Genomic DNA, 24396 nt, shown 5'->3' on the forward strand with positions numbered 1-24396 from the left:
CCGCTATGACCGCGACCTTTACAGAGCTTTCCTTGCCTCAGCCGATCATGCAAGCCTTGGATGACCTGGGTTTCGTAACTCCATCCCCCATTCAGGCCAGTTGTATCCCGCTGCTATTGGAAGGTCGCGATGTCCTGGGTATTGCACAGACCGGTACCGGTAAAACCGCTGCCTTTGGTCTGCCGCTGCTGGCGGGTATCGACACCCGCCAGGGCGTACCCCAGCTGCTGGTGCTGGCCCCGACCCGTGAGCTGGCCCAGCAGGTAGCTGCGGCCCTGGTCGACTTCGGCCGTCACATGACCGGCCTGAAAGTGGTCACCCTGTACGGTGGCTCTCCTTTCGGTCCCCAGCGCAACGATCTGCGCCGTGGCGCCCAGGTGGTGGTAGCGACCCCTGGCCGGATGATCGACCACCTGGACCGTGGTTCCCTGACCTTGGACACCATCCAGGCGGTGGTCTTGGACGAAGCCGACGAAATGCTGCGCATGGGCTTTATCGAAGACGTGGAACGCATCCTGGGTGAAACCCCGGACGACCGCCAGACCGCCCTGTTCTCCGCCACCCTGCCGCCGATGATCCGCAACCTGGTTGCCAAGTTCATGGGTGACTACCAGGAAGTGAAGGTGTCTGCCCCGGCCCAGACCGTGGACCGCATCACCCAAAAAGGCATCATGGTGTTCGAAGAGCACAAGCCTGCGGTGCTGACCCGTGTCCTGGAAGCCGAAGAGTTCGACGCTGCCATCATCTTTGCCCGCACCAAGGACGCTACCGTTACCCTGGCCGAGCACCTGAACCAGAACGGCTTCAAAGCCACCGCCATGAACGGCGACCTGGGCCAGAAAGAGCGTGAAGCCGCCGTTGAAGCCCTCAAAGATGGCCGCCTGGACATCGTGGTTGCAACCGACGTTGCCGCCCGTGGCCTGGACGTAGAGCGTATCGGCCTGGTGGTGAACTACGACATCCCCCGCGAGCCTGACGCCTACGTACACCGTATCGGCCGTACTGGCCGCGCCGGCCGCACCGGTACCGCCGTGCTGCTGTATACCCCGCGTGAGCGCTTCCTGCTGGGCCGTATCGAGAAGGTGACCCGCCAGAAGGTGGACGCCATGGAACTGCCGGGCAGCGACGCCATCTTCGAGCGCCGCCTGGGCAAGCTCAAAGAGAACCTGGCTGCTGCTGACCGTGACGAGCGCCTGGCGCTGGTTGCCCGCCTGGGTGAAGAGCTGGAACTGAGCCCGGCCGAACTGGCCGCCAGCCTGCTGGCCGTGCTGGAAAACCACCTGCCCCTGGCAGTGGGTGCCGATCCCAAGATGCCGTCCGACCGTGGCCCCCGTGACGACCGTCCGCGCCGCGAGTTCGACCGTGACCGCCGTGGCAACGACCGTGGCGAGCGCCGCTTCGACCGTGGTGAGCGTTCCGGCGAGCGCCGTTTTGACCGTAACGAGCGCAGTGGCGAGCGTAGCGGTGAGCGCCGCTTCGACCGCAACGACGAGCGTCCCCGTCGTGACCGTGCCGAGCGCCCCGAGCGCAACAACGCCGACATGGAAGCCTACCGTCTGGACGTGGGTCGCAGCCACGGCGCTACCCCGCGCCACATCGTCGGCGCCATCGCCAACGAGGCCAAGATCAGCTCCAAGTACATCGGCCAGATCAAGATCCATGACGAGCACAGCGTGGTGATGCTGCCCAAGGGCATGCCCAAGGACATCGAGCGTCAGTTCCAGCGCGTGTTCATCTGCTCCAGGCCCATGAAGCTGCGTCTCGACAGCAACAACGGCTAACAAAAGAGCCCGCGCAAGCGGGCTTTTTTATGCCTGGGATTTGGGCCTGTGCCCTTGCTCTGCGGCCATTGCCCTAGGCGTCCAAGCCGTAGCGTTCCAGCTTTTTCAGCAATCCCTGACGTGACAGCCCCAGCTGGCGGGCCGCCGCCGAGCGGTTGCCCCCCTGGGCCGACAGGGCCTGGCTAATCAGCCGTATCTCCAGGGCCCGTACTTGTTCGTCCAGGCTGTCCCCGGTGGCGGCAGCCTGGGCCTGGGTGGGGTAGAGCAGGGCGATGTCGTCCAGCTCTATTTGCTGGCCCTGGGCGATGGCTGCCACCGATTCCAGGGTGTTTTTCAGCTCCCGCACATTGCCGGGCCAAGGCTTGCCCAAAAACCATTGGCGGGCGGCGGCGGACAACCGCAGCGGCCGCCCCTGGCGGCGGCACCAGGCCCCCAGTAGGGCTTCGCACAACAGCGGCAAGTCCTCGGGCCGGTCCGCCAGGGCCGGGGTTTGCAGGTTGACCCCCTTGATGCGGTAGTAAAGATCTTCGCGAAAGCGCCCCTCTGCCACCCGGCTGGGCAGGTCGGCATTGGTGGCGGACAGCACCCGTACGTCGATGCGCTGCTGCTCGCGGCCCCCTACCGGGTAGAAGGTGCCCTCCTGCAATACCCGCAGCAATTTCACCTGCATCGACAGGGGCATGTCGCCAATCTCGTCCAAGAACAGGGTGCCGCCATCGGCCATGGCCAAGAGCCCAGGCCTGTCCCGGTCGGCGCCGGTAAAGGCGCCTTTCTTGTAGCCGAACAGCTCGCTTTCCAGCAGCTCGGCCGGAATAGCGCCGCAGTGCACCGACACGAAGGGCCCCTGGGCCCGGCGCGACAGCTGGTGCAGGGCCCGGCTCACCACTTCCTTGCCGGTGCCGGAAGGGCCGGTAACCAATACCGGCACGTCGGTGGGGGCGATGCGGTGGATAAGGGCCTTTAAGGTATTCATGGCCGGGCCGCTGCCCACCAGGGCGTCCAGCGGGCCGCTGCTGGCGCTGTCTTTGAGGCGAGACAGCTCCCGGGTCAGGTTCTGTTTGGTCAGGGCCCGGCGAATCACCACCGCCAGCATGTCCGGGTCCACCGGCTTGGCCAAGAAATCCCAGGCACCGGCGGCCATGGCAGTCAGTGCCAGCTGCCGCTCGGCATGGCCGGTAAGGATGATGACCGGCCTGTCTCCCAGGCTCGGCAGGGCCGCCAGGGTGTGGTTGGGGTCCATCTGGGGCGGTAGGGCCAGGTCCAGCAGGATAAGGTCGGCGTCAAAATCGGCCAGGCACTGCTGGGCGCCGGCCAGGCTGTGGGCGCTTTGCACCTGGTAGCCATCATCGCTGAGCCAGTCGCTGGCCAGTTCGCAAAAGGCGATTTCGTCGTCCACCAGCAAGATGCGGCCGCTCATAGGGGAAACTCCAATTCAAAGGTGACCGGCCAGCCCAGGTCGGTACGTAGCCGGGCGTCGCCGCCGTGGGCTTTCATGATGCGCGCCACTATCGCCAGTCCCAGCCCGGACCCGCCGGGGCGCTTGGACACAAAGGGCCGAAACAGCCGCTGGGCCAGTTCCGGGGCTATGGGGGGGCCGTCGTTGTGGACCCGCAGGCAGCCGGGGCTGGCCTCCAGGCAGATGCGGTGCCCGGCGAAGGCCCTGGCGTTGTCCAGCAGGTTCACCAGCAGCTGGGTGAGGCGGTGGGGGTCGGCCATCAGGGTCAGGTCCGGGGCCAGCTGCAGCTCGACACCGCTGGCCTGGGGCAGGCTTTGCAGCAGCGGCAGCAGGGCCAGTTCTTGCTTATCCACCTTGAGGTTACCGCCGTAGCTGAGCAGGTCCTGGATCAGGCGGTCGGCCCTTTGCAACTGGTCCTGGATATGGCGGCGGGTCTTTTCATCGGTGCGGGCCGAGGCCATGGCGATGATGTTCAGGGGGTTGCGCAGTTCATGGGCCATGGCGGCGGCCAGGGCCCCCAGTTCCACCAGGTGCTGCTGGTCGAGGCGGCGCTTTTCCTCTTCGGCCAGGGCCAGGGTGCGCTCCAGATTGTCGGCGGCGCTGGCCAGCAGGGACGCAAAGATCTCCAGCTGCAGGCGCTGGCCCGGCAGCAGCTCTTCACCGCCCGCCAGTTCCACCTGCCAGCCCTGGGGCTGGCGGCGACATTGCAGGTGCGGGCCGGTACGGGCCTGCTCTCCTACCGGCAGGGCCAACCCCAGTTGGGCCTGGACCAGGGCCTGGGCCTTGGCGAACAGGGCCGGCCAGTCATTGGCGTCCCGCAGCTGGCTGCGCCAATGGCTGAGCAGCTGCTCGTCCAGACGCACCCCGGGGTAGATAAGCTGGCGCACCCAGCGGTTGAGGAGGGGGTAGAGCAGGGCGCTGGCGGTGAGGATCAGCAGCGAGTAGCTCCATAGCAGCCAGCCGTCCCGGGCAAAACCCAGGCCGGCGGCCAGGGCCGACAACAGCCCAGTCATGGCCGCCAGGCCCAGCCACAGCAGGATGCGGCTGGCCCAGAGGTTGACCTCCAGCATCCGGTAGCGCAACACAGCAAACACCAGCAGCAGCACGTAGCTGGGCAGGGCCAGCATGGAGTAGGGGAAATGACCTACCCCAAGGGACGGGAACACGAAGCTCGACGCCAGCAGCAGGCCCCAGCCCCCCACCAGGAAGATGGCGAGAATGGAGCGGCGCACATTGTGTTTTTGCTCACCCCAAGCCTTTAAAAGCACGGCGTGGGCGCAAATGCCCAGGGCCACCGTCCAGGCCAGGTTTAGCCAGCCAAGGCTGTGCAGTTGGATAAAGCCGGCGAAGGGCGGCCAGGGTTGGATGCTGGCGCCGCCGGCCAGGCTGGTGGCGAATACCAAGGCCGATGTGCCATAAGTAACCAGTAACAGGCGGCGTTTGCGGGGGGCCGGGACTGTCAGGTAGCCCAAGGCAAAATGCAGGAAGGCATTGGGCATAAAGGGGTTGGCCAGCAGCAGCGGCAGGGCCAGGCGGGGCTCGAAGGGGCTAAGCAGATGGCCGAGGCACCAGAGCCCCATCATGGCCACAAATCCGGCCAGGGGGCGTAGGTCGGTTTGGCGCCAAAGCCATAGGGCTGTGGCCAGGCCGCTCAGCAGGGTGACCAGCATGGCCACCTCGAATACCACCACCAAGCCGGGTGTAAACATCGTTGACAGTTTCCTTCTCAATACCGTCAACAGCGTTGACGATCTCTGGGCAGCTTAGACTGCGCTATTGATATGAATCAAGGCTTGGCGCGATTGGCACGACCTTTGCGAAATGTTGGCACGAGATGTTTGCAAGGAGTGAGCCATGAGCCAATTTGTCCCCGATGTCGTATTCGTTGTTAGCTGCCTGATACTGGCGGGCCTGCCCTGGGCCCTGTGCCGCTGGATGAGGAGGTAACAGATGGACGTGGCGCTATTGTCACGGATCCAATTTGCTTGGACCGTCAGCTTTCATATTATTTTCCCTACCATGACCATAGGCCTGGCGGTGCTGATCGCCCTGTGGGAAGGCCTCTGGCTCAAGACCCGCGACCCCCGTTACCTGCAATTGGCCAAGTTCTGGATCAAACCCTTCGCCATCACCTTTGGGTCCGGGGTGGTGACCGGCATAGTGCTGTCTTACGAGTTCGGTACCAACTTCAGCGAGTTCTCCCACCTGGTGGGGCCGGTGCTGGGGCCCTTGATGACCTACGAGGTGCTGACCGCCTTCTTCCTGGAAGCGGGCTTTCTGGGGATCATGCTGTTCGGCTGGCAGCGGGTGGGGGAGAAACTGCACTTCTTCGCCACTGTGGTGGTGGCCATAGGCACGGTGATCTCCGCCTTTTGGATACTGGCAGCCAACTCTTGGATGCAGACCCCGGCGGGCTACGAGTTCGTCAACGGCCAGTACATACCGGCCGACTGGTTCAAGGTGATTTTCAATCCCAGCTTCCCCTACCGCCTGGCCCATATGCTGCTGGCCACCTTCCTGACCGCCAGCTTCCTGGTGGCGGGGATCAGCGCCTGGTACCTGCTCAAGGGCCGGGACCAGGAATTTGCCAAGCGTGGCTTGTCCACGGCGCTGTGGGTGGTGCTGTTTTTGGCCCCCCTGCAAGCCTGGGTAGGTGACGAACATGGCCTCAACGTCAAAGAGCACCAGCCCATCAAGCTGGCGGCCATGGAAGGGATCTGGCCTGCGACGGAAAGCCATGCCGGCCTGCGCCTCTTTGCCTGGCCTGATGAAGAAGCGGAGACCAACCATTTCGAAGTGGAAGTGCCTTACCTGGCGTCCCTGATCCTGACCCACAGCTTCGACGGTGAGCTGCAAGGGCTCAAGTCGGTGCCCCCCGAAGACAGGCCGCCGGTCAAACCTGTGTTCTTCAGCTTCCGGGTCATGGTGGGCTTGGGCCTGCTGATGGTCGTCATGGCTTTCTGGGCCAATTGGCGGCGCCGTGGCGGCAAGCTTTGGGAAGACCGTTTTACCCTGCGAGTGCTGACCTGGATGACCCCGGCGGGCCTGGTGGCCACCCTGGCTGGCTGGTACGTAGTGGAAATTGGCCGCCAGCCCTGGCTGGTCAACGGCCTGGTGCGCACCGAACAGGTGGTGTCCGACCTGCCGGTGGAAAGGGTAGCCCTGTCTCTGGGGCTGTTCGTGGTCACCTACCTGCTGCTGAGCTGGGCCTTCCTGCACTTCTACCGCAAGCTTATTCGCAAGGGGCCGCCTGACATGGCCAAGCTGGAGAAACAGCTGATCGGCATGGAAGCGCCGGGTTATGCCCTCAATTGGGTCCGTGAACTGAAAAGGGAGGGCTTCTGATGGAACTCTTTTATTTCCTGCTGTTGGGCTTTGCCATTCTGATGTACGTGGTGCTGGACGGTTTTGACCTGGGCCTTGGCATACTGTTCCCGGTCTTTCCCGAACAGCACGACAGGGACATGATGATGCGCTCGGTGTCCCACGTCTGGGACGGCAACGAAACCTGGCTGGTGTTCGGCGGCGTTATCCTGATGGGGGCCTTCCCGGCCGCCTACGCCACCCTGCTGCCCATTCTCTACCTGCCCATAGTGCTGATGTTGGTGGCCCTTATCTTCAGGGGCATCGCCTTTGAATACCGCTTCAAGGCCAAGAGTTCCCGGCGCTGGTGGGACCTGGCCTTCGGCCTGGGCTCTTCAGTGGTGGCCTTCTGCCAGGGGTTGATGCTCGGTTCCCTGGTGGAAAGCGGCGGCCAGACCCTGCTCAGCCCCTTCAGTGTGCTCACCGCCTTTGCGGTCATGGCCGGTTACGCCTTGCTGGGGGCCACCTACCTGGTGGTTAAATCCAGCGGCCAACTTCAGGCCAAGGCCAGGGCGGCCAGCAAACCGCTGCTGGTGGCGGTGATGCTGGCCATGGTGGCGGTCAGCCTGTGGAACTTCGCGTCTGTGCCTTCGGTACAGGCCAAATGGCTGGCCAACCTGGGCTGGCTCTGGCCCATCCCCCTGATCACCGGTGCCATTGCCCTGGTGCTTTGGCAGGGGCTGAAGCGGTCGGAAGTGCTGCCGTTTTTCTGCACCATCGCCTTGTTCGTGATGGGCTTCCTGGGGCTGGTGGTGGGGCTCTTCCCGCAACTGGTGCCGGGCCAGCTCAACCTCTTCGAGGCCGCAGCCCCTGTGCAGAGTCTCAAGTTCATGTTGCCCGGGGTGCTTATCTTCGTGCCGCTGATCCTCGGCTACACCCTGTGGGGCTATCGCATCTTCCGTGGCAAGGTCCATGATTTCGAGGAGGGTTACTGATGAAAAAGTTGGCTTGGTTTGGCGGCCTCTACCTAGGGGGTCTGCTGACCCTGACGGTGGTGGCCTTTGCCCTGCGCTGGGTACTGAGTTGATTCGGAATAGTCGATGAACAAAGGCTAACTTGCACGGTTTTCTTGAACGTCTTGTGGTGCTAGCATTGTTAGCAGGATAAAAAAGCGTCAAGGAGCACTGTTGTGAGTAATGCCAATGCCTCGTTGGATAGCTTCAAGGCCCGTAAGTCTCTGGCAGTTGATGGCCAGTCCTACGACTATTTCAGCCTGACGGCAGTCGAGCACCTCGGTGAGGTTGCCAGGCTGCCGTTTTCGTTAAAGGTGCTGCTGGAAAACCTGCTGCGCTTTGAAGACGGCGACACCGTCACCCAAGACGACATCCGCGCCCTGGTCGATTGGCTCAAGACCAAACGTTCCGACCGGGAGATCCAGTACAGGCCCGCCCGGGTACTGATGCAGGATTTTACCGGGGTACCGGCGGTGGTGGACCTGGCCGCCATGCGCGACGCCATGGCCAAGGCCGGTGGCGACCCTGAACGTATCAATCCCCTCTCTGCCGTTGACCTGGTGATCGATCACTCGGTGATGGTAGACGCCTTCGCCAGCCCCCAGGCCTTTGCCGAGAACGTGGCCATAGAGATGGAGCGCAACCAGGAGCGCTACCAGTTCCTGCGCTGGGGCCAGCAGGCCTTCAATAATTTCCGGGTGGTGCCGCCGGGCACCGGTATCTGCCACCAGGTCAACCTTGAATACCTGGGCAAGGCGGTGTGGAGCCAGGACGGCCTGGCCTACCCCGACACCCTGGTAGGCACCGATTCCCACACCACCATGATCAACGGCCTGGGAGTGCTGGGTTGGGGTGTGGGCGGCATAGAGGCGGAAGCGGCCATGCTGGGCCAACCCATCTCCATGCTCATTCCCGAAGTCATCGGTTTTCGCCTGACCGGCAAGCTCAAGGAAGGCACCACCGCCACCGACTTGGTGTTGACCGTCACCCAGATGCTGCGCAGTAAAGGGGTGGTGGGCAAGTTCGTAGAGTTCTATGGCCCGGGCCTGGACGACCTGCCCCTGGCGGACCGCGCCACCATTGCCAACATGGCCCCGGAATACGGCGCCACCTGCGGCTTCTTCCCCATCGACGGCGAAACCCTGCGTTACATGGAGCTGTCCGGCCGCGAACCCCAGACCATCAAACTGGTGGAAGCCTATGCCAAGCAGAATGGCTTCTGGCGCGACTCTGGAGCCCCCGAACCGCTCTTTACCGACAGCCTGGAACTGGACCTGGGGACTGTGGTGCCGAGTCTGGCCGGTCCGAAACGGCCCCAGGACAGGGTGGCCCTGCCGGAGCTGGGCCAGACCATAGACGGGGTGCTGGAGTTGGCCGGTGCCGACAAAGAAAAGCGGGTGCCGGTGGCGGGAGAAGCCTTCCAGCTTTGCCACGGCGACGTGGTGATTGCCGCCATCACCAGCTGTACCAACACCTCCAACCCCAGCGTGATGATGGCCGCCGGCCTGGTGGCCCAAAAGGCGGTGGCCAAAGGCCTCAAGCGCAAGCCTTGGGTGAAGTCGTCCCTGGCCCCTGGTTCCAAGGTGGTGACCGACTACCTGGCCAAGGCCGGCCTGCAAGACAGCCTGGACGCCCTGGGGTTCAACCTGGTGGGCTACGGCTGCACCACCTGTATCGGTAACTCCGGGCCGTTGCCCGACGCCATAGGCAAGGCGGTGGAAGAAGGGGATCTGACCGTCAGTTCGGTGCTGTCCGGCAACCGCAACTTCGAAGGACGGGTCCACCCCCTGGTGAAAGCCAACTGGCTGGCGTCGCCGCCGTTGGTGGTGGCCTTTGCCCTGGCCGGTACCACCCGTATCGATCTGCAAACCGAACCCCTGGGGGAAGACATGGACGGCAATCCCGTCTTCCTCAAGGACATCTGGCCCAGCTCCGAGGAGATCCAGGCCGTGGTGCGGCTGGTGGATGAAGGCATGTTCCAAAAAGAATATGCCGAGGTGTTCGAAGGGGACGCCGACTGGCAGGCCATCAAGGTCAGCCCCGGCAAGACCTACAACTGGTCCGGCGATTCCACCTATGTGCAGAACCCGCCGTACTTCGAGCACATCACCGAACCGGTCAAGCCCCTGGAAGACATCGAAGGCGCCCGCATCCTGGCCTTGTTCGGGGATTCCATCACCACCGACCACATCTCCCCGGCCGGTAACATCAAGGCCGACAGCCCGGCTGGCCGTTACCTGCAAGAGCATGGCGTGGCGCCCAAGGACTTCAACTCCTACGGCTCACGCCGGGGCAACCACCAGGTGATGATGCGCGGCACCTTCGCCAATATCCGCATCAAGAACCAGATGCTGGATGGGGTGGAAGGGGGTTATACCCGCCACATTCCCTCAGGGGAGCAACTGGCCATCTATGATGCGGCCATGCGCTACCAGCAGGAGGGCACGCCGCTGGTGGTGATTGCCGGTAAGGAATACGGCACAGGTTCGAGCCGCGATTGGGCCGCCAAGGGCACCACACTGCAAGGTATCAAGGCGGTGGTGGCTCAGAGCTTTGAGCGCATCCATCGCTCCAACCTGGTGGGTATGGGCGTGCTGCCGGTGCAGTTCCCCGAAGGGGTGTCCAAGGAGAGCCTCAACCTCACCGGTGACGAGAAAATCAGCCTGTTGGGCCTGGGTTCCCTCAAGCCCCGCGCCAGCCTCAAGCTGGTGATCGAGCGCCCTGACGGCGCGCGCCAGGAGCAGGAGGTATTGGCAAGGGTGGATACCAACACCGAGCTTGAGTACCTCAAGAGCGGCGGCATTTTGCACCATGTGCTGCGCACCATGATCGGCTGAAAAGGGGACCCCGCTGCGGCGGGGTTTTCTTACTACTTGATAAACAAAGGCTTGTAATAAAGCGCCAAGGGCGTAACCCTGTTCTAGACTGGTTTTTGCACAGGTCACAAGGAGTGCCTATGAAAGGGATTATCGGGCTGTTGATCCTCATCGCCGACATCTACGCCATAGTGCAGGTGATCAAGAGCGGTGCCAAACCCGTAGAGAAGCTGCTTTGGATCCTGCTGATCCTGATCCTGCCGCTGATGGGGCTCATCATCTGGTTTTTTGCCGGACCGGGCCGCAAATAGGGATAGCCAAATACAAGGACGTCATCATGCTTAGGGATATTTTCCAATCCATGCGGGCCCGCCGTTTGCTGCGGGCTACGCCGCAACTGCTGGTCAAGCAGTTTTCCAGCCTGCCGTATTACACCCCAGCCCAGGTGGACTGGGCCTTGAAAAAAGCCATGGGCAAGCTGCCCAACCACCGTTACCTGGCCTATGCGCTGTTTTGCGACAAGCGTGACTTCCTGCATGTAACCGGGGAAACCGCCGCCACCTGGGAAAGCTGCCGGCGCCAGCTAGGCAGGGCTTTGTTTGCCGGGCGAAGCGACTTTACGGTCGGTGAAGTCATGGCCCTGGCTGAGGAAGAAGCCGAGCTCGAGTCCAGCCACTGAGGCTGGCCTGGCCTTGCCGCCAGGGCTGCTACACTTTCGGCAACATCGCCGCCGCAGCAGGTTAGCCTTGGTTGTGGCGGTTCTTCTGTCGAGGGCCTGACAGTTATGCTGAGAAAATTCCTGTGGGCTGGCCTGGGGTTAGGGCTGGCCTTGCTGATCGCCGCAGGGCTGGCGGTGGCCAAAGCTGGCCAGTTCAACGCCATGGCCCAGGCCGGGGCCAATATGCAGATGCCCCCCACCAAGGTCAACGCCGTAGAGGTACAACAAACCCTTTGGCACAACCGGCTGTTAGCGGTGGGCTCTGTGGTGGCGGTGCAGGGGGCCCAGCTCAGGGTAGAAGCGGAAGGGCGGGTCGAGCGTATCGCTTTTGAAGCGGGCGCCCAGGTACAGGCCGGGGCGCCCTTGTTGTATCTGGATGACGATCTGGAACAGGCCCAGCTCAAGGAAGCCCAGGCCGCCGCCGCCCTGGCCCAGATCACCGAGAAGCGGGCCAGGGAGCTTATCCACAGCCGCAATATCTCCCAGGGGGAGCTGGACCAGGCCAAGGCCAATGTCCAGCAGACCCAGGCCCAGGTGGCCTATATCCAGGCCCTTATCGACAAGAAGACCCTGCGCGCCCCCTTTGCCGGCCACCTTGGCATTCGCCAGGTGAGCCTGGGCCAGTTCCTGGACAAGGGCAGCGCCGTGGTGTCGCTGCAGTCTTTGGACCCGGTCTATGTGGAGTTTTCCCTGCCCCAGCGTTACCTGGCGCAGCTGGCCGAAGGGCTGGCGGTGGGGGTCAGCAGTGATGCCTTTCCCGGCCAGCCTTTCGAGGGCAAGGTCAGTTCCCTCAACCCCAATGTGGACCCCGCCACCCGCAACCTGCGGGTCCAGGCCACCCTGGCCAACCCACAGGGCCTGCTGCGCCCGGGCATGTATGTCACCGTCAGCCTCACCGAGGCCCAGAGCCAGGAGGTGCTGATCATCCCCATCACGGCGGTGCAGCCCGGTGCCTATGGCGACTCGGTGTTCGTGGTGGAAAGGGCCGAGGGTAAGGACAGCGTCCGCCAGCAGCCGGTGACCCTGGGGGAAAAACGCGGCGACTTCGTGGTGGTGACCAAGGGCCTGGCCGCCGGCCAGCAGGTGGTCAGCACCGGGGTGTTCAAGCTGTTCCCCGGCATGGCGGTGGAAGTGGACAACAGCCTGGCTCCCGACTTCCAGTTAGAACCTCAGCCAGACAACACCTGACCCGGGGCCGCCATGAAAGCCTTGACCGACATCTTCGTTAAGCGCCCCGTATTGGCCCTGGTGGTCAACATCATCGTCATCATCGCCGGTTTGCAGGCGGCCAGCTCCCTGTCGGTGCGCCAGTACCCGCGCAGCGAAAACGCCTCGGTGACCGTTGCCACCCCCTATATCGGTGCCAGCGCCGATGTGGTGCGGGGCTTTGTTACTACCGCTATCGAAGGGGCCATCGCCTCGGCGGACGGCATCGACTATGTAGAATCGAAAAGCCTGTTGGGGCTGTCCCTGGTCACCGCCCGCCTCAAGCTCAATGTGGACACCACCAAGGCCTTGGCGGACATCACCGCCAAGGTCAACCAGGTGCGCAACCAGCTGCCCCCCGAGGCCGAGCTGCCGGCCATCAGCGTGCAGTCGGCAGACTCCGAGTTCGCCGCCGCCTACCTGAGCTTTGCCTCCGACAGCCTGTCCCAGAGCCAGATCACCGACTACCTGGTGCGGGTGGTGCAGCCCAGGCTGTCGGCCCTGACCGGGGTGCAGCGGGTGGAGATCTACGGCGCCCGCACCTATGCCATGCGGGTCTGGCTGCAACCGCAGCAGCTGGCGGCCCTGAACATCAGCCCGGCCCTGGTGTTTGACGCCCTGGGAGCTAACAACTTCCTGTCGGCGGTGGGCCAGACCAAGGGCGCCCTGGTGCAGACCTACCTCACCACCAATACCGACCTGCACACAGCCGAGGCCTTCAAAAGACTGGTGGTGCGCCAACAGGGCGACACTCTGGTGCGCCTGGAAGACGTGGCCAGGGTGGAGCTGGGGGCCGAAGACTACGACACCGAGGCCAGTTTCAACGGCCAGACGGCGGTGTTCATGGGCATATTCCCGCTGCCCAATTCCAATACCATTTCGGTGATCCAAAGGGTGCGGGCCGACATGGACGCCCTGCAGGCCGACCTGCCCGCCGGCATGAGCGCCCATATCGGCTACGACGCCTCCGAATACATCGCCAGCGCTATCCAGGAGGTGCTGGGCACCCTGCTGGACACCCTGGCCATCGTCATCATCGTCATCTTCCTGTTCTTGGGATCGGTGCGCTCGGTGCTGGTGCCCATAGTGGCGATACCGGTCTCTTTGATCGGCGCCGTCTTTTTGATGCAGATCTTCGGCTTTACCCTGAACCTGCTGACCCTGCTGGCCATAGTGTTGTCGGTGGGCTTGGTGGTGGACGACGCCATAGTGGTGGTGGAAAACGTGGAGCGCCACCTGCGGGAAGGGCGCACCCCCAGGGAGGCGGCGCTGATTGGGGCCCGGGAGCTGGTGGGGCCGGTGATCGCCATGACCCTTACCTTGGCCGCCGTCTACACCCCCATTGGCCTGCAAGGGGGCCTGACCGGCGCCCTGTTCCGCGAGTTTGCCCTGACCCTGGCCGGGGCCGTGACCATCTCCGGCATAGTGGCCCTGACCCTGTCGCCGATGATGAGCGCCAAGCTGCTGCGCAGCGCCGACAAGGAAGAAAAGGGCTTTACCGGCTGGGTTAACCACAAGTTTGACCGGCTGCGCCTGGCCTATGGCCGGGCCCTGGCCGGGGTACTGAAGCGGCGCAGCGCCGTCTACGCCCTGTGGGGCGGGCTGAGCCTGATGGTGGTGCCCATGTACATGTTCTCTCCCAAGGAGCTGGCGCCCCTGGAAGACCAGGGCTTTATGTTCGGCATCCTCTATAACGCCGCCAACGCCTCGGCGGACCAAAAGCGCCACTACGGGGAGGCCGCCCAGCAGGTGTTTCTGGACACCCCAGAGTGCGATCTGACCTTCCAGATCCTGCTGTCCCCTTCCGATCCTTTTGCCGCCGCCCTGGACGTGGGGGGCTTTTCCGGCATGGTGGTCAAACCCTGGGACCAGCGCAGCCGTTCGGTGCGGGAGATACTGCCAGGGGTGCAGGCGGGACTGTCGGACATTCCCGGCATGCAGATCTTCGCCGCCCAGCCCCCGGCCCTGCCGGGGGGCTCCAACTTCCCCGTCGAATTCCTGCTGCTGTCCACCGACGAGCCCAAGCAGATGCTGGCCTACGCCCAGCAGCTGCAACAAAAGGCCATGGAAAGCGGGCTCTTTTACTTCCCGCCGCAGATTGATCTGAAAATCGACCAGCCCCAGGCCAGCATCGCCCTGGATCATGAAAAGCTGGCGGCCATGGGCCTGACCAACAGGGATCTGGGCCGGGATCTGGGGGCGGCCCTGGGGGGCAACTACGTCAACCGCTTCAATATCGACGGCCGCGCCTACAAGGTGATCCCCCAGCTGGCCAGGGCCGAGCGCCTCAATCCCGAGCAGCTGGAAAACCTCTATGTAACAGGCCCTGACGGCCAGCTGGTACCGGTCAGCACCTTTGCCCAGATTGAAAACAGCACAGTGCCCCGCAGCCTTAACCGCTTCCAGCAACTGAACGCCATCAAGCTGTCCGGCCTTACCGGCCGCCTGGACGAGGGCCTGAACGCCCTGGAGCAGGCCGCCGCCGAGATCTTGCCCCCCAACTACAGCATCAACTACACCGGTGAGTCCCGGCAGCTGCGCACCGAAGGGGGGAAATTCCTGCCGGCCCTGGGCATGGCGATATTGATGATCTTCCTGGTGCTGGCGGTGCAGTTTAATTCTTTCCGCGATCCCCTGGTGATCCTGCTGGGGTCGGTGCCCCTGGCCATGTTCGGCGCCCTGCTTTTTACCTTCTTGAAGATCCCCAACCCCGATATCGCCTTCTGGACCAACGGCTGGACCACCACCCTCAATATCTACGCCCAGGTGGGCCTGGTAACCCTGGTGGGGCTGGTGGCCAAGAACGGCATTCTTATCGTCGAGTTCGCCAACAAGCTGCAGGAGCAGGGCAATGCCAAGCTCGACGCCATCCACGACGCCGCCATGACTAGGCTAAGACCGGTGCTGATGACCTCGGTGGCCACGGTGGCCGGCCACTTCCCCCTGACCCTGGTCGACGGCCCCGGCGCTGCCGCCCGTAACTCCATCGGCTTGGTGCTGGTGGGGGGCATGGCCCTTGGCACCCTCTTCACCCTGTGGGTGGTGCCCAGCCTCTATATGCTGATCGCCAGGGACCACAGCAAGGACCGGGTGGCGGCAGAGGGGGTAGCGGCTTAGGCTGATGTGAGGCGCCTTGCTTTATTGGCAGGCAGGGTAGGGCGCACCCAGCGCCCCAACACTCACCCTGATAGGGGAAACGGCATGAAGATCCAGATAGTCACCATCTGCGGCAGCGTCAGACCCGGCAACTACAGCAACATGGCCCTGGCCTTGGCCATAGACGAGCTCAAAAAGGACCCCAAGGTAGAAGTGACCTCCATCCACCTTGAGGATTTGGACATGCCACTGCCCGGCTTGCCGGCTAAAAAGCCCGAGGCCATCAAGGCCTTTCAAGACAGCGTCAGCCAGGCCACCGGGGTACTGCTGGCGTCCCCCGAATACCATGGCGGCATCAGCAGCCCCATGAAGCTGGCCATAGACAACCTGGACTTTCCCTCCAAGCTGGCCGGTAAGCCGGTATCCATTCTGGGGGTAGCCGCCGGCACCATTGGGGCGGTCAAATCCAGCGAACAGCTGCGGGCCATCTGCGCCCACGTCGGCGCCGTCCCCTTGCCGCTGGCGGTCTCCATACCCCATGTCCATCAGGTCTTCGACCAGAATGGCCATTGCCAGGACCCCGCCATGGAAGCCCTTATCCGCCGCAGCGCCACCAGTCTGCTGGACTATATCAACAACGCCGTCTGCCCCAAACTGAGCCTGGAAGCCATATTGCGGGAAAAGGAGTCGGATTAGGGATTTTAATCGCCTGGCTGGATAGAGTGCCTGGGGACTCGGAATTAGAACCGGTGCTCTCCTATTCCAGATGTTTCCAAACGGCAAACTGGTTTATTTGTCGGGACTCGCCCCGGCGGGCGGCGTACTTTCTGGTTACGGCGGCCACCCATGGCATACGCCTGGGCTGAAAATAATCTTCGGCCTTACGGTCACATCCGTGCTTGAAGCAGCTCACTACATTCAACAGCGCCTACTAGCGTAGTGTTAAGGACGCTGACTAAAGTTGGTCATGAGTATATTGAGATGTGGGTATTGGCATATTCAGTTCTGACTGAAAATCAAGCTTCTTGATTCTTGCAGTAATGATTATAAGAGCTATTCTTCAATGTGAATGTATAACTTGTTGAAATCTAAGCAGGGTCTCAGAGGATATTCACATGGCTGTGTCACTTCAAGAGCTTGGCGATCAAGTTAAGGCGGCTAGGAATGATAAAGGAGTATCGCAAGAGGCTCTGGCGCAGACTTTAGGAGATGGATTTAATCGCTCTCAAATAGCCCATCTCGAACAGGGAATTCGAGTTCCACCCGAAGGTGTGCTTGCTGATATATGCACTAAGTTGGGTGTTCCTAAGAGATACTGGGAACCCTTTACGGACCCAGAGTTCAGGCTGAGGCTAGATTTTGAAGAAGCTATTTCGGAGTTGGTTGGTGAGCCAATTACTCTAAGATTCGTAGATGAACATGCTGATAAGGTTGCTAATAAGTATGTACAAATGTATTTCTCAAAAGGTCGAAGCGAGCAGCAGTCATTAGATTTTATAAATTCAATATTAGTTTTCTATGATGTGACACCGATGTCACGAGAGTTCTTTACCAAGTATTTGAAGGTCGATTCGACCAAATCACCCAAGGATCTTTTGGATGGTGTGAGAGAGTTTCAAAAGGAAGCTATAAGATTGTTTAGCACCTTCAGAGAAGCATACCGAGAAATGAACAAAACAGGTGGGCTTGAACTTCATCGTAAGCCTCTTGAGCCAAGGGATCTTTCTGAATATCACAGCAGAGAACCGTGGGAGGAAATAGAGTTAGTTCCCGAAGTAAGGCTTCCTGATTTAGGATATATTTCGGCGAAAGCTGCCAGGGAGGAAGCAAACGAAAGGCGGGTGATTTCTGACTTCTTGAGAGAGACCGCAGACAGAATAGAGCAGGAAGGAAAACAGATAATAGAGCAGTATTCGACTAAGAAGAAACTGAAGATGAGCTCGCTTTTAAGAAAATTTGAATCTCATCTGGAACACGATTTTATGTCTACTCTATTTAGTCCCGATCCTAATATGCTGCGTCGAGAAGCAGATGTTATTGCTCCAAAGGATACTAAGGACTTGGATCGTATAGCAAGTACGCAAGCACAAGCCCAGAGAAATCTCGCGAGGTACTTGGCTGCTGACTATTTAGACGTCTATGTAGCTACCTCAATGAGGGTCGATGCAGATTTCATATCTGTGAATAGATTCACTCAGAATTTATTTTGTCATCCAGATGTGAAAAAGCTAAACCTAAGATTCTTTAACCCAACTCAAAGTTGGATTGACGATCGAGTAGCAAAAGGATTAGTCGAAGCATTGATGTTGAGGCGCTCTCAAATGACCATATATATGGCTCAGAAAGGAGACACATTTGGTAAAGACTCTGAGGCATCAGTAGCTTTAGGCCAGGGTAAGCCCGTGATTGTTTATGTTCCTAAACTGACATTTAAGAATATAGATTCTGAAATAATAGGGGCATTACCTAGGAGTGAACTAGAAAGATTCATAACTAGTGAAGGAAGTGCTGATGACGTTGAGTCTGACCCTACTATGGATCAAGATGCACTAGTTTCGAGACTGTTAACAATAAGGCTTGAGAAAATTAATGACTCTTCACTAACAACTATCGTGAAAGAGCATTGGGCCGACTTTGATCTTTACGGGGAAGACTTACGTGTTGGTAAAGAAGAAAGTAGTAAAGGAAAGCTTAGGGAAGTTTATCGTTCCTGGTTGGATGATATTATAAAGCATGATCGAAATACGCCCGTTCCAACGGCGATAAAAGCTGATGTTGTAGGTATTCTCGTTGCTACATCTATGCGTTTCGAGGGGCGAGCTAAAGTTTTCCGGGATGTTCATCCTCTAGCTTTACAAGTTATTGTTAGTACAGGCGTTTTGAATGGTATTCTCGTTGCTAGGTCTGTTGATTCTTGTGCGAAGTTAATTGAAAACTTAATTAAAAATGACCTTGAGTTTGAGTTGTGCCCTGAAGCAGAAAACTATCGGTTGGTTGAGCGTAGTACAATGTCAACTGCTCGAGTCATTTCAAGGCACACATTAATTAAAAATTCGTTTTCGTCATTTTATTCAAGAGAAAACAAATAGTCTGATTTTATTCTGTGGTCTTAAGCATATCTATATGCGCTATCCCATCCTCAAGATACTCCTCACCCTCCGCCACAAACCCATAGCGCCCATAAAACCCCTGCAAATGGGCTTGGGCCCCTAATTTCACGGGTAAACCGGGGAAGCGCTCGGCGATAAAAGCCAGGGCCTTTTCCATCATGGCGTGGCCCAGTTTGCGGTCCCTGGCCGAGGCGTCGGTTACAACCCGGCCTATGATCACCCGGCCTTTATTCAGAGCCGGGTCGAGGATGCGCAGGTAAGCGAGGAGCTTGCCTTGCTCCCAGGCCAGCAGGTGGTAGGTGTCGCCGATGAGATCGCTGCCGTCCACTTCCTGGTAGGGGCAGTTTTGTTCCACCACGAAAACGGCGGTACGAAGGGCCAGGGCGGCGTACAGCTCGGCGGCACTCAATTGCTGCTGGTGCTTGATATCCCAGTTCATAGGTAGGGCAAAAATCCTTTAAAACGGCCAAAGGCGTCGAGGCTGTCGGGGGTAAAGGCGGGGCCGGGGCTGGCCAGCACCTTGTCGAGGGCCAGCCATTCATAGCCGGTCACTTCGTCGTCCTGGGGGCTGATGGGGCCGTCATGGCGGCAACCGTAGACAGTGGCAAAGCTGTAGTTGCCGGCGCTTTTATGGCGAAACTTGCCCATCAGCACCAGGGGGGCTTCTATACCCAGCTCTTCGGCCAGTTCCCGTTTGGCCGAGTCCAGGTAGCTTTCCTGCCAGTCCACCACGCCGCCGGCGGCGAGATCCCTTAGGCCCGGACAATATCCCTTGTGTGGGGAGCGGGTCTGCACGCAGAGGCGATGCTGGCTGTCGAGGACAAAGATAAAGGTGGTGCGGTGGATGTCGCGGCCAAAGGCGAACTGGCTGCGCAGCACCCGGGCCAGGGGCTGGTCGGTGTCGTCCACCTGGACCATCCATTCCTCATGCATAGCGCTGCTCCAAAATCTTGCGCACCAGCGGCCTTAGGATCAGCTCCATGGCCAGGCCCATCTTGCCGCCGGGCACCACCAGGGTGTTCATGCGGGAGATGAAGGAGCCGTGGATCATCTGCAGCAGGTAGGGAAAATCCACCTGGGGCATGTTGCGAAAACGCACCACCACCAGGGTTTCGTCGGCGGTGGGAATGGCCTTGGCCGAGAAGGGGTTGGAGGTATCCACCATGGGCACCCGCTGGAAGTTGATATGGGTGCGGGAGAACTGCGGGGTGATGAAGTTGAAGTAGTCGTCCATGGAGCGAACGATGGACTCGCGCACCTTCTCGCGGCTGTGGCCCCGTTCCTCGGTGTCACGGATGATCTTCTGGATCCATTCGAGGTTGACGATGGGCACCATGCCGATCAGCAGGTCCACATGCTGGGCCACGTCCACATGGTCGGTCTTCACGCCGCCGTGCAGCCCTTCGTAGAACATCAGGTCGGTGTTCTCCGGCAGGCTCTGCCAGGAGGTAAAGGTGCCGGGCAGCTGGTTGTGGGGCACCGCTTCGTCAAAGGTGTGCAGATATTTGCGGGTCTCCCCTGAGCCTTGCTTACCGTACTGGGCAAACAGGTGTTCCAGGCGTTCCAGGTCGTTGGACTCTTCTCCGAAATGGCTGATATGGCGCCCCTCGTCCCGGGCCCGGCGCACCGCCGCCTGCATTTCCTGGCGGGTGTAGCGGTGAAAGGCGTCGCCGTTGACGAAGGCGGCATTGACCCCTTCGGCGGCGAAAATGTGCTGGAAAGCCAGGCTGGTGGTGGTGGTACCGGCGCCGCTGGAGCCGGTAACCGCGATGACAGGGTGGCGTTTAGACATGGGGCACCTGATCCTTGGAGACGATGTTCAACGTTTCGTGATGCTCAGACCACAGCAGCACGGCCTCACCCCTGGCCAGTTGGGCCTTGACGGCCTCTACCTTGGCGGCCAGGGACACTTCCTGTTCCCCATAATCGGTGCCTTCGCGGAGCACGAAGTGCTCCAGTATGTTTTGCAGGGTGTCGGCGTCCAGGGCCTGCCAGGGCACGATCATGGTTGTTCCTTATAAGGGGCCGGGCTCCCCAGTGTAGCAAGAAAGCCGTTGCTGCCAATGGCCCTAGAACACCAGCATCAGGGCCAGCACCGTCATCAATACCGCCGTGAAACCGTCCACCAACTGCCAGGCCCTTGGCCGGGCCAGCAGCGGCGCCAGCTTGCTGGCCAGCAGGCTAAGCCCGAAGAACCACAGCAATGAGGTGCTCATGGCGCCGAAGGCAAAGGCCCATTTGGCGGGGCCTTGGTCCCCGGCCAGGGTGCCGATGATAAAGGCGGTTTCCAAGAACACCTGGGGGTTGGCCAGGGTCACGGCCAGGGCGGTGACCAGGGCCTGGCGACGGCTCAGGCGCCGCTCGGGCAGGGCGTTGAGACTGTGCATGTCCCTGACCCGCTTGGCAGCCTGCCAGGCCAGGTATAAGAGGTAGGCGGCCCCCAGCCATTGCAGTCCTTTGACCAGGGCCGGCATCTGGTTGAGGAAACTGGCCAGCCCCAGCACCCCCAGCAGGATAAACAGCAGGTCGAAGAAGCTGCATACGGCGGCCACCAGCCAGTGGTGTTCCCGTTTCAGTCCCTGGCTGAGCACAAAGGCATTCTGGGCGCCGATGGCGATGATCAGCCCCATGGCGGTCAGCAGTCCCTTGAAGAAAACAAGAATAAACATGCGAAATAGCCTGAAAAATATTCTGGCTGCCAGCCTAATGGCCTTGCTGTATTATAAAAAGAAATAATATCTCATAAGTTATTAAATTAAATCATGCAGCTGGATCCCAAACACCTGGCGGCCCTGGCCGCCGTCGTCGAGCAAGGTTCCTTCGAACAGGCCGCCCGTTGGCTAAGCCTGACCCAAGGCTCCATTTCCCTGCGTATCCGCGCCCTGGAAGAACGGCTGGGTGGCCCTGTGGTGGTGCGCAGCCAGCCCATACGCCTGACCGAACTGGGCCAGGTGCTCTACCGTCATTACCAGGAGCTGCAGCTGCTGTCGGCGGAGCTGGCGGCGCGCCTGCCCCAGCTTAACGACGAGCGGCCCCGCATCCGTATTGCCCTTAACGCCGACAGCCTGGCCACCTGGTTTTTGGACGCCGTGGCCCAGGTCAAGGACAAGCTGCTGGTGGACCTGCAGGTTTCCGACCAGGACGTGACCCACGAGAAGCTCAAGGACGGGGAAGTGCTGGCGGCGGTCAGCGCCTTCGGCCAGGCGGTGCAGGGCTGCAACGCCAACTTCCTGGGGGCCATGCCCTACACCGCCATCGCCAGTCCCGACTACGCCAGCGAATATTTCCCCAAGGGCCCCACCAGCGACGCCTTTCGCCAGGCCACCGCCATGGTCTACGGCCACCATGACCGCCTGTTGTTGCAGTTCCTCAACCCCTGGCAGCTTAAAGACGGCGACTTCCCGGTGCACACCATGCCGGCGGCCCAAAGCTTTGTGGACGCCGCCATCAAGGGCCTGGCCTGGACTTTGGTACCGGTCTGGCAGGCTCAGGAGGCCCTGGACAGCGGCAAGGTGGTGGAACTGACCCCCAAGGACCGCATCAAGGTGCGGCTCTATTGGCATCATCGCCGCCTGGACGCCGGCCCCTTGCAGTCCCTGACCGAGGCGGTGATGGCCGCTACCTTGCCCCTGCGTAAATAAGCATTAACTGTAACGTCACAAACTGGTCTGCCCTGTTGCCGCTCCTGAGAGGGCGGCAACCTGAACGTCCCTCTCCCATCACGGATAGATGGAGATAACAGATGAAAAAGACTGTGCTTTTTTCCCTGGTGGCTGCCCTGTGCACCGCCCCCGCCCTGGCGGCCAACGCCGACCGTCAGTTGGCCCTGGATCTGGCCCAAAGCCTGCCCCAATGGCAGCCGGCCAAGGTCAGTGCCGACTATGCCGTTCCCCTGACTAGCCTGGTGAAAAACCGCCACCTGGACAGCCTGGCCGCCCAGGCCCAGAGCCGCGAGCAGGCCAGCTTGCAGCGCCGTGGCCTGCAAGGGGAGGTGGACAACCTGTTGCAGGTGCGCCTGGCCCATCCCAGCATGAAAGCCGCCCTGGACAAGGGCCAGCAGCCGCTGGTGGCTTACGTGCCGGACGGTGACGAGTCCCAGTGGAGCGCCGTTGAGGCTTTTGCCGCCGACGGCACCAGCCGCATGCTCGACGTCCACCAACTGCCTGACCAGCCGGTATTCGTGCTGGGCCAGGACGGCCGTAAGGCCCAGCAGGCTGGCCTCAAACTGGTGCGCCGGGCCCTGGCGGACGCCGGTCTTAGTGCCCCTGTGAGCACCCAGGCCACGGCGCCCCTGTCCACCACCCTTATCCAGTCCATCAGGGCCAAGGACGACCAGGAGCCCTGGCTGCTGGGCAACGCCGAGGTCTTTGCGGTGGTAGCGGGCATAGACCCCTTCGCCGACGAGCCCCAGGTGGACATCGTCGACCTGCCCTATCTGGATGACGAGGACAAGACCTACTACCCCAACCAGATCCTGGTGTACTGGGACAGGTACCGCTGGGGTGCGGCGGACGTGGTGTTCTTCGAGCAGGACTCGGACTACAACTTCCAGGAACTGGCCGGCCTGCTGGTCAATGTCCTGGGCCAAGCCCTGGCTGCCGGTGGCGTGCCCGAAGCGCTGCCCTTCGCCCAACTGGGCCAGCAGATCATCAAGGCCATGCCGGCCAATTGGTTTACCAATGACGATGACTACATGGACGCCTTCTACACCCTGGAGCAGAACCAGGTGTACAGCAACTACCCCGGGGCCTCGGGCAACATCACCCTCAACCTGGTGCCCAAGACCATCAACCCCACCCAGTAATAAAAAAGCCTGCGAAAGCAGGCTTTTTCTTAGCGGTGTTGGTCCAGGAAGGCGGGGATCCGGCTTTCCAGCCAGTAGCGGGGCCGCCACAGGCTGCCGGCCACAAAGCCCACATGGCCCCCTTGGGCGCTCAGCTCCAGCTGTACCGCCGCGCTCAGCTCGGCTTCGCTGGGAATGGCCTTGGTGCTGATAAAGGGGTCGTCCTTGGCGTGCAGGATAAGGGTTGGCCGGGCGATATGGCGCAGCAGCGGCTTGCTGGAGGCCCGGCTGTAGTAGTCGGCCACGCCGTTAAAACCGTGCAGGGGCGCCGTCACCTGGTTGTCGAACTGGTGGAAGTTGCTAAACAGCGCCGGGTTGTTCAAGTCCGGCATGGCGCTGGCCAGGGCCGGGTCGACGGCCTTGCGGGCCAGGCTGCCCTTGAGGCTTTGCAGCAGGTGGCGCTGGTAGAAGCGGGACAGGCCGCTTTGGATACGCTGGGAACAGGCGGCCAGATCCATGGGCGCCGATACCGCCACCGCCGCCTTGAGCAGGCCCTGCTGGCCGTCTTCCCCCAACCATTTGAGCAGCACATTGCCCCCCAGGGAGTAGCCCACTGCCATCAGCGGGGTCCTGGGGTAGCGCTGGGCCAAGTGCCCGGCCAGCCAGCGGGGGTCTTCGCTGTCGCCGCTGTGGTAGGCGCGGGGCAGCTTATTGGGCACACCGCCGCAGCCGCGAAAATGCATCACCGCCACCTGGTAGCCCTTTTTCAACAGGGCGTCCATCAGCCCCTGGGCATAGGGGGAATTGACCGAGCCTTCCAGGCCGTGCAATACCAACACCAAGGGCTTGTGGGGGTCGTCAACCAGAGGCTTGGGGGTGCAAAGGGCCAACTGATCGCCGTCCGGAGTGGCCAGCCACTCGCAGCGGGTCGCCACCCAGGGTTTGGACCTGTGCAGGGTGGGAAAGACGGTCTGGGCGTGGCAATTGCCCAGGCCCAAAGCGGGCGAAAAATGGCTTTCCGAGATCATAAAAACGCATCAACTCAAGCGAAGTGCTGCACACCATACTTGGCTTTTTAACCCAGGCCAAATGCCATTAGCCGATTGTTCTGTAA

Annotated in this window: 20 protein-coding genes; 12 read left to right on the top strand and 8 right to left on the bottom strand. The window is 61.0% G+C overall.

The annotated features are described in order from the left end of the window. Window positions 1-5 precede the first annotated feature (5 nt). Window positions 6-1781 carry a DEAD/DEAH box helicase gene (locus B3C1_RS02950; RefSeq protein ID WP_008482800.1) on the top strand — a complete coding sequence of 592 codons (1776 nt, stop codon included), beginning with the start codon at window positions 6-8 and terminating at the stop codon, window positions 1779-1781. Window positions 1782-1854: 73 nt separating this feature from the next. On the opposite strand, the gene B3C1_RS02955 is transcribed toward B3C1_RS02950, so the two are convergent. Next, on the bottom strand, window positions 1855-3198 hold the full coding sequence (locus B3C1_RS02955) for a sigma-54-dependent transcriptional regulator (protein WP_008482802.1): 1344 nt from the start codon (window positions 3196-3198) through the stop codon (window positions 1855-1857). Beyond that, window positions 3195-4946, bottom strand: coding sequence for a sensor histidine kinase (locus B3C1_RS02960; RefSeq protein ID WP_008482803.1), 1752 nt, complete (start codon window positions 4944-4946; stop codon window positions 3195-3197). The genes B3C1_RS02955 and B3C1_RS02960 overlap by 4 nt, the downstream gene beginning before the upstream one ends. Window positions 4947-5187: 241 nt before the next feature. Here B3C1_RS02960 and B3C1_RS02965 point away from each other — a divergent pair, with 241 nt between their 5' ends. From B3C1_RS02965 to B3C1_RS19675, 9 genes are all read left to right on the top strand, one after another. After that, window positions 5188-6582, top strand: a complete 1395-nt coding sequence (locus tag B3C1_RS02965; protein WP_008482804.1) for a cytochrome ubiquinol oxidase subunit I — start codon at window positions 5188-5190, stop codon at window positions 6580-6582. After that, window positions 6582-7535 (top strand): cytochrome d ubiquinol oxidase subunit II, encoded by a 954-nt coding sequence (gene cydB / locus B3C1_RS02970; protein WP_008482805.1) that lies wholly within the window; start codon window positions 6582-6584, stop codon window positions 7533-7535. Before B3C1_RS02965 ends, cydB begins: the two co-directional genes overlap by 1 nt. Before the next feature lie 194 nt (window positions 7536-7729). Further along, complete coding sequence (acnA, locus tag B3C1_RS02975) at window positions 7730-10390, top strand: aconitate hydratase AcnA (protein WP_008482806.1); 2661 nt, start codon at window positions 7730-7732, stop codon at window positions 10388-10390. A gap of 119 nt (window positions 10391-10509) precedes the next feature. After that, window positions 10510-10680, top strand: coding sequence for a PLDc N-terminal domain-containing protein (locus B3C1_RS19670; protein ID WP_008482807.1), 171 nt, complete (start codon window positions 10510-10512; stop codon window positions 10678-10680). A gap of 26 nt (window positions 10681-10706) precedes the next feature. Continuing rightward, window positions 10707-11048, top strand: coding sequence for a DUF6559 family protein (locus tag B3C1_RS02980; protein ID WP_008482809.1), 342 nt, complete (start codon window positions 10707-10709; stop codon window positions 11046-11048). Between the two features lie 105 nt (window positions 11049-11153). Then, on the top strand, window positions 11154-12275 hold the full coding sequence (locus B3C1_RS02985) for an efflux RND transporter periplasmic adaptor subunit (RefSeq protein WP_008482810.1): 1122 nt from the start codon (window positions 11154-11156) through the stop codon (window positions 12273-12275). A gap of 12 nt (window positions 12276-12287) precedes the next feature. Beyond that, the gene (locus B3C1_RS02990) at window positions 12288-15410 is read left to right on the top strand and encodes an efflux RND transporter permease subunit (RefSeq protein WP_008482811.1); all 3123 of its coding nucleotides are present in this window, start codon (window positions 12288-12290) and stop codon (window positions 15408-15410) included. 84 nt (window positions 15411-15494) lie between these two features. Beyond that, entirely contained in the window at window positions 15495-16085 is a 591-nt protein-coding gene (locus B3C1_RS02995; RefSeq protein ID WP_008482812.1) for an NADPH-dependent FMN reductase, read from the top strand. Between the two features lie 419 nt (window positions 16086-16504). After that, entirely contained in the window at window positions 16505-18478 is a 1974-nt protein-coding gene (locus B3C1_RS19675; RefSeq protein WP_008482813.1) for a helix-turn-helix domain-containing protein, read from the top strand. Between the two features lie 7 nt (window positions 18479-18485). Here B3C1_RS19675 and B3C1_RS03000 read toward each other — a convergent pair whose 3' ends face one another. The 5 genes from B3C1_RS03000 to B3C1_RS03020 all read right to left on the bottom strand — a co-directional run bounded on the left by B3C1_RS03000 (window position 18486) and on the right by B3C1_RS03020 (window position 21168). Next, window positions 18486-18938, bottom strand: coding sequence for a GNAT family N-acetyltransferase (locus tag B3C1_RS03000; protein ID WP_008482814.1), 453 nt, complete (start codon window positions 18936-18938; stop codon window positions 18486-18488). Further along, window positions 18935-19432 (bottom strand): NUDIX domain-containing protein, encoded by a 498-nt coding sequence (locus B3C1_RS03005; RefSeq protein ID WP_008482816.1) that lies wholly within the window; start codon window positions 19430-19432, stop codon window positions 18935-18937. Before B3C1_RS03005 ends, B3C1_RS03000 begins: the two co-directional genes overlap by 4 nt. Then, window positions 19425-20291 (bottom strand): phosphoribulokinase, encoded by an 867-nt coding sequence (locus tag B3C1_RS03010; RefSeq protein WP_008482818.1) that lies wholly within the window; start codon window positions 20289-20291, stop codon window positions 19425-19427. Before B3C1_RS03010 ends, B3C1_RS03005 begins: the two co-directional genes overlap by 8 nt. Continuing rightward, window positions 20284-20505, bottom strand: a complete 222-nt coding sequence (locus B3C1_RS03015) for a YheU family protein (protein ID WP_008482820.1) — start codon at window positions 20503-20505, stop codon at window positions 20284-20286. Before B3C1_RS03015 ends, B3C1_RS03010 begins: the two co-directional genes overlap by 8 nt. 63 nt (window positions 20506-20568) lie before the next feature. Beyond that, window positions 20569-21168 (bottom strand): LysE/ArgO family amino acid transporter, encoded by a 600-nt coding sequence (locus B3C1_RS03020; RefSeq protein WP_008482823.1) that lies wholly within the window; start codon window positions 21166-21168, stop codon window positions 20569-20571. Between the two features lie 93 nt (window positions 21169-21261). Between B3C1_RS03020 and B3C1_RS03025 the strand changes: the two genes are divergently transcribed. Together B3C1_RS03025 and B3C1_RS03030 are read left to right on the top strand one after the other, a co-directional pair. Next, the gene (locus B3C1_RS03025; protein ID WP_008482824.1) at window positions 21262-22140 is read left to right on the top strand and encodes a LysR family transcriptional regulator ArgP; all 879 of its coding nucleotides are present in this window, start codon (window positions 21262-21264) and stop codon (window positions 22138-22140) included. A 101-nt stretch (window positions 22141-22241) separates the two neighbouring features. After that, window positions 22242-23303: a DUF3103 family protein gene (locus tag B3C1_RS03030; protein ID WP_008482825.1), complete on the top strand. Its 1062-nt coding sequence runs from the start codon at window positions 22242-22244 to the stop codon at window positions 23301-23303. 29 nt (window positions 23304-23332) lie between these two features. Here the strand turns inward: B3C1_RS03030 and B3C1_RS03035 are convergent, their stop codons facing one another. Beyond that, window positions 23333-24310, bottom strand: a complete 978-nt coding sequence (locus tag B3C1_RS03035; RefSeq protein WP_008482826.1) for a hydrolase — start codon at window positions 24308-24310, stop codon at window positions 23333-23335. Between the last annotated feature and the right edge of the window lie 86 nt (window positions 24311-24396).

Source organism: Gallaecimonas xiamenensis 3-C-1 (genome assembly GCF_000299915.1).
GTDB classification, from domain to species: domain Bacteria; phylum Pseudomonadota; class Gammaproteobacteria; order Enterobacterales; family Gallaecimonadaceae; genus Gallaecimonas; species Gallaecimonas xiamenensis.